6 protein-coding genes and 1 pseudogene are annotated in these 6,305 nt (G+C 64.8%); all 7 read left to right on the plus strand.

From position 1 onward, the window contains the following. A partial coding sequence (locus SE91_RS13765) for a helix-turn-helix domain-containing protein (RefSeq protein WP_245318453.1) occupies nucleotides 1-500 on the plus strand: 500 nt, incomplete at its 5' end. Nucleotides 501-777: 277 nt separating this feature from the next. Then, a pseudogene (gene adh / locus SE91_RS13770) lies at nucleotides 778-2,294 on the plus strand (aldehyde dehydrogenase). Nucleotides 2,295-2,693: 399 nt separating this feature from the next. Then, nucleotides 2,694-3,716, plus strand: a complete 1,023-nt coding sequence (gene pdhA, locus SE91_RS13775) for a pyruvate dehydrogenase (acetyl-transferring) E1 component subunit alpha (protein WP_061847959.1) — start codon at nucleotides 2,694-2,696, stop codon at nucleotides 3,714-3,716. A gap of 28 nt (nucleotides 3,717-3,744) precedes the next feature. After that, complete coding sequence (locus tag SE91_RS13780; protein WP_061847960.1) at nucleotides 3,745-5,133, plus strand: pyruvate dehydrogenase complex E1 component subunit beta; 1,389 nt, start codon at nucleotides 3,745-3,747, stop codon at nucleotides 5,131-5,133. Nucleotides 5,134-5,137: 4 nt separating this feature from the next. Further along, nucleotides 5,138-5,440, plus strand: a complete 303-nt coding sequence (locus SE91_RS13785) for a DUF5076 domain-containing protein (protein WP_008547332.1) — start codon at nucleotides 5,138-5,140, stop codon at nucleotides 5,438-5,440. Nucleotides 5,441-5,442: 2 nt separating this feature from the next. Then, nucleotides 5,443-5,895 (plus strand): nucleoside deaminase, encoded by a 453-nt coding sequence (locus SE91_RS13790; protein ID WP_061847961.1) that lies wholly within the window; start codon nucleotides 5,443-5,445, stop codon nucleotides 5,893-5,895. Between the two features lie 62 nt (nucleotides 5,896-5,957). Further along, nucleotides 5,958-6,305 (plus strand): biotin/lipoyl-containing protein (locus tag SE91_RS13795; RefSeq protein ID WP_156489993.1); only part of this gene is annotated, 348 nt, incomplete at its 3' end.

Below are 6,305 nucleotides of genomic sequence, written 5' to 3' on the forward strand. Positions count from 1 at the left end.
CGCTTTTGAGCTGCACGGCCGTTCCGGTCTACGACCATGAGGCGGCGCTCGCGGGCGTGCTCGATGTCTCCTCCTGCCGCGCGGACCGCACCGACGGGTTCTCCAGCCTGATCGCGCTGGCGGCGGGCGAGGCGGCCAAGCGGATCGAGGCCGACCTGTTTCGCAGGGCCTTCGCCCATGCCCGCATCGTCTTGACGCGAGGTCCGGACGGAGGTTGCAGCGGCCTGCTCGCGGTGGACGCGGACGATCTCGTGATCGGCGCGACCCGCTCGGCCCGGATCGGACTCGGGATCGCACCCGGCAAGGCGTTGCAGCCGGTGCCCGCGGCCGATCTCCTCGGCGGCGAACCCGCGCATGACCATCTCGCCGGCGGTCAGCGCGCGGTGTTGCAGCGGGCGCTGCTCCGTGCCGGCGGCAACGTGTCAGCGGCCGCCAAGGCCCTCGGCGTCAGCCGCGCTACGCTGCACCGGAAGTTGAAGCGGTTCGGGATCAAGCACTGAGCTGTGTCCCCACATGATCAGGAGACCGCGAAGCGGTCGTCTTGAACCATGCAGGCCCAACTGCATCTGCAGCCATCCTTCGAAACGCGCGCAAGGGCGCGCTCCTCAGGATGGGGATTGAGCGTGCTGGTGCAGACTTACGACTGTCGCAGAACTGCGACAGGTCCGCTCCGCCATCGCCCCCGGCCGGGCTGACAGAAAACACCTCCCGCATCATCGTCTGCACAAGTCGCGACCACGCGACGAATTGCGCAACAGCAAACATCGGGAGTGATCAATGAACAAGGTGGAATTCCTCAGCGTCACCAAAGTTCCCTTCGCAGACCGCTATGACAATTTCATCGGCGGCAAGTTCGTCGCGCCGATCTCAGGCAAGTATTTCGACAATGCCTCGCCGGTGACCGGCCAAATCGTCTGCAAGATCGCACGGTCCGACGCGCAGGACGTCGAGGCGGCTCTCGACGCGGCGCACGCCGCCAAGGCGGCTTGGGGCCGCACCAGCGTCGCCGAGCGCGCCGCGGTCCTGAACCGGATCGCCGACCGCATGGAAGAGAACCTCGAGCGTCTCGCCATCGCCGAGACCTGGGACAACGGCAAGCCGATCCGCGAGACCCGCGCCGCCGACCTGCCGCTGGCCATCGACCATTTCCGTTATTTCGCCGGCGTGGTGCGCGCCCAGGAAGGCTCGATCGGTGAGATCGACCACGATACCATCGCCTATCATTTCCATGAGCCGCTCGGCGTGGTCGGCCAGATCATCCCCTGGAACTTCCCGCTGCTGATGGCCTGCTGGAAGCTCGCGCCTGCGCTCGCAGCCGGCAACTGCGTTGTGCTCAAGCCCGCCGAGCAGACGCCGGCCTCGATCATGGTATGGGCCGAGATCATCGCGGACATTCTGCCGCCGGCGTCCTCAACATCGTCAACGGTTTCGGCCTCGAGGCCGGCAAGCCGCTCGCCTCGAGCCCGCGCATCGCCAAGATCGCCTTCACCGGCGAGACCTCGACGGGCCGGCTGATCATGCAATATGCCAGCCAGAACCTCATTCCCGCCACGCTGGAGCTCGGCGGCAAGTCGCCGAACATCTTCTTCAATGACGTCACCGCCGAAGACGACGATTTCTTCGACAAGGCGATCGAAGGCTTCGTCATGTTCGCGCTGAACCAGGGCGAGGTCTGCACCTGTCCGAGCCGGGCGCTGGTGCACGCCGATATCTATGACCGCTTCATGGAGCGTGCGCTGAAGCGCGTCGCCGCGATCAAGCAGGGCGATCCGCGCGACGCCTCCACCATGATCGGCGCCCAGGCCTCCGGCGAGCAGCTCTCCAAGATTCTCTCCTATATCGACATCGGCAAGCAAGAGGGCGCCAAGGTCCTGGCCGGCGGCGGACGTGCCGAGCTCGCGGGTGATCTCGCCGGCGGCTTCTACGTGCAGCCGACCGTGTTCGAGGGCCACAACAAGATGCGGATCTTCCAGGAGGAGATCTTCGGTCCCGTCGTTTCGGTCACCACCTTCAAGACCGACGAGGAGGCGCTCGCGATCGCCAACGACACGCTCTACGGCCTGGGCGCCGGCGTCTGGAGCCGTGATGCCAATCGCTGCTACCGTTTCGGCCGGGAGATCCAGGCCGGCCGAGTCTGGACCAACTGTTATCATGCCTATCCCGCGCATGCTGCCTTCGGCGGCTACAAGCAGTCGGGCGTCGGTCGCGAGACCCACAAGATGTTGCTCGATCACTACCAGCAGACCAAGAACCTCCTGGTCAGCTACAGCCCGAAGAAGCTCGGCTTCTTCTGATGAGGACGTTGCGCTCACGAGGTCGTCATGCCCGGGCTTGTCCCGCCTGCGCGGCCGAAGCCGCTTCGGCGAGGCGAAGGCCCGGGCATCCACGTTCTTTGTGTCGCGGGGGAAGGCGTGGATGGCCGGGACAGGGCCCGGCTATGATGTTGCGGAAGCTGCAGCGCCCCGTGGGCGACTTCTTGATCGGCAGGATGATGCTGGCTTCTTGACGATCACGAATCTGCGCGTCCGTCCCCTCGCATCGATTTGTTGCCCGATCGGCGCCAAACATTTTGCAATATTTCGACCACGTTGCAGTGCGGCATAATGAAAGTCGTGCCATGTCGCCGCGGTGCTTTCCAAGGGCGTTTGACTTGGGTTAGAGAGGGCGAAAGTTTTCTCTGACCCGGAATTCCCATGGCCGCACCCAAGAAAGCCGCCGCGAGCACGCCACACGACAAGACCGACGGCGGGTCGCCCCCGGAATTCACGAAGGAGCAGGAGCTCAAGGCGCTGCGCGACATGCTCCTGATCCGGCGCTTCGAGGAGAAGGCCGGCCAGCTCTACGGCATGGGCGCGATCGGCGGTTTCTGCCATCTCTATATCGGCCAGGAGGCCGTGGTGGTCGGCATGCAGATGGCCCTGAAGGAGGGCGATCAGGTCATCACCGGCTATCGCGATCACGGCCACATGCTCGCCACCGGCATGGACGCCAACGGCGTCATGGCCGAGCTCACGGGCCGCCGCGGCGGTTATTCCAAGGGCAAGGGCGGCTCCATGCACATGTTCAGCAAGGAGAAGCACTTCTACGGCGGCCACGGCATCGTTGGCGCGCAGGTCTCGCTCGGCACGGGTCTCGCTTTCGCCAATCACTATCGCGGCAACGACAATGTCAGCGTCACTTATTTCGGCGATGGCGCGGCCAACCAGGGCCAGGTCTATGAGAGCTTCAACATGGCGGAGCTCTGGAAGCTGCCGGTGATCTACGTCATCGAGAACAATCGCTACGCCATGGGCACCTCGGTCTCGCGCGCTTCGGCGCAGCAGGATTTCTCCAAGCGCGGCGCGTCCTTCAACATTCCGGGCAAACAGGTCGACGGCATGGATGTCCGCGCCGTGAAGGCTGCGGGCGAGGAGGCGGCGGCCTGGTGCCGCGCCGGCAAGGGCCCCTACATCCTGGAGATGCAGACCTATCGCTACCGCGGTCACTCGATGTCTGATCCTGCAAAATATCGCACGCGCGAGGAAGTCGAGAAGGTCCGCCACGACCAGGACCCGATCGAGCAGGTGCGCAACCGCCTGCTCGCGGCCAAGGTCAGCGAGCAGGATTTGAAGGCGATCGACGCCGAGGTCCGCGACATCGTCAACGCGTCCGCCGATTTCGCCCAGCATGATCCCGAGCCGGATGCCGCCGAGCTCTGGACCGACGTTTACCGCTGAACGCGCGCAAGCTTTCCTTGGAGAAGATATGCCAATTCAAGTGCTGATGCCCGCGTTGTCGCCCACGATGGAGAAGGGCAACCTCGCCAAATGGCTGAAGAAAGAGGGCGAGCCGATCAAGTCGGGCGACGTCATCGCCGAGATCGAGACCGACAAGGCGACCATGGAGGTCGAGGCGACCGATGAGGGGACGCTCGGCAAGATCCTGATCCCCGAGGGCACCGCCGACGTGGCGGTGAACACGCCGATCGCGACCATTCTCGCCGATGGTGAGAGTGCCGCCGATCTCGCCAAGGCCACCGCGCCGGCCAAGCAGGAGAAGGCTGCCGAGTCGGCGCCGCCTGCAGCGGCGAAGTCCGAAGCGCCAGCGCCGAAGGCAGCGCCCGCTCCGCAGGCCGTTGCCGAGCCCGATCCGGAAGTGCCTGAAGGCACCGAGATGGTGACGCAGACTATCCGCGAAGCCTTGCGCGATGCCATGGCGGAAGAGATGCGCCGCGATGCCGACGTCTTCGTCATGGGCGAAGAGGTCGCCGAATATCAGGGCGCCTACAAGGTCACGCAAGGGTTGCTCCAGGAGTTCGGCGCCAAGCGCGTGATCGACACGCCGATCACCGAGCACGGCTTTGCCGGCGTCGGTGTCGGCGCCGCGATGACGGGCCTCAAGCCGATCGTCGAGTTCATGACCTTCAACTTCGCCATGCAGGCGATCGACCAGATCATCAACTCTGCGGCCAAGACGCTGTACATGTCCGGCGGCCAGATGGGCTGCTCGATCGTGTTCCGTGGGCCCAATGGTGCCGCTGCGCGCGTTGCCGCCCAGCACAGCCAGGACTATTCGGCCTGGTACTCGCACATCCCCGGCCTCAAGGTGGTTGCGCCGTATTCGGCCGCCGACGCCAAGGGCCTGCTCAAGGCCGCGATCCGCGATCCCAATCCGGTGATCTTCCTCGAGAACGAGGTGCTGTACGGTCACACCGGCCAGGTGCCGAAGCTCGACGACTTCGTCATCCCGATCGGCAAGGCGCGCATCGTACGCGCTGGCAGCCACGTCACGATCATCTCCTGGTCGAATGGCATGACCTATGCGCTGAAGGCCGCCGATGAGCTCGCCAAGGACGGCATCGAGGCCGAGGTGATCGACCTGCGCACGCTGCGTCCGCTCGACACCGAGACCATCATCAACTCGGTCAAGAAGACCGGTCGCGCCGTCACCGTGGAAGAGGGTTGGGCGCAGAGCGGCGTCGGCGCCGAGATCGCCGCGCGGATCATGGAGAACGCCTTCGATTATCTCGATGCGCCGGTTGCGCGCGTCTCCGGCAAGGACGTGCCGATGCCTTACGCCGCGAACCTGGAGAAGCTCGCGCTGCCCTCGGCGGCAGAAGTCGTCGAGGCCGCTAAAGCCGTCTGCTACAGGTAGATCCATGGCGGGCCCCAAGGAGCAGCCACTGCCGCCCGACGTCATGACCCGCGACGATGCGGTCGAGATCCTGCGCGTGTTCGTGCTGGACGGCGGGCTGTCGATGGCGTTTCAGCGCGCCTTCGAGGAGCCCGACATGTGGGGCCTGCTGCTCGTCGATCTCGCCCGCCATGCCGCGCGCGCCTATGCCCGCGAGAGCGAATATACCGAGGAGGACGCCTTGAACCGCATCCTCGACATGTTCCAGGCCGAGATCGAGCGTCCGACCGACACCGGCACCACGACGCCGCGCGGCAAGGGACACTGACCGTGGCGATCGAATCCCTTCATTTCGATTTCATGCTGGAGGCGATCCGCGAGGCGGAAGCCTCGATCGCGCAAGGCGGCCTGCCGATCGGCGCCGTGCTGACGCGCGACAACAAGATCATCGCCCGCGGCCACAACAACCGCGTGCAGGAGAACAATCCGATCCTTCATGGCGAGATGAGCTGCCTTCGCGAGGCCGGCGCCATCTCGTTCCACGACACGGTCATGTACACGACGTTGTCGCCATGCTCGATGTGCGCGGGCGCGCTCGGGCTGTTCAAGGTCAAGCTGGTGGTGATCGGCGAGTCCGTCACCTTCGAAGGATCCAAGGACATCCTCGAAAAGTTCGGCATTCCCTGGATCGACCTTGCCGACGACCGCTCCATCACCATGATGAAGAATTGGCGTTCCATCCCTGCCAATGAGCGCCTGTGGCAGGGCGACATCGGCAACTAAACCTGGTCTGTTCGTCTTCACTTTCGGAGACGACGTTTTGCAAAGTTCTTCTTGAGGTCAGCATGCCCATCAACATCCTGATGCCCGCTCTCTCGCCGACGATGGAGAAGGGCAACCTCGCCAAGTGGCTGAAGAAGGAAGGCGACAAGGTCAAATCCGGCGACGTCATCGCCGAGATCGAGACCGACAAGGCGACCATGGAGGTCGAGGCGATCGACGAGGGCACGATCGCCAAGATCCTGGTGCCCGAGGGCACGCAGGACGTTCCGGTCAACGACGTGATCGCGGTGCTCGCCGGCGAGGGCGAGGACGTGAAGGCGGCAGGCAGCGCAAAGCCCACCGCCTCGGCCGCTCCGCCGAAAGCCGAGAAGGCCGCTGAGGCTCCCGCTGCTGCGCCGGCGCCCGCACCG

This window comes from Bradyrhizobium sp. DOA1, assembly GCF_001593325.1.
Taxonomy (GTDB): Bacteria; Pseudomonadota; Alphaproteobacteria; order Rhizobiales; family Xanthobacteraceae; genus Bradyrhizobium.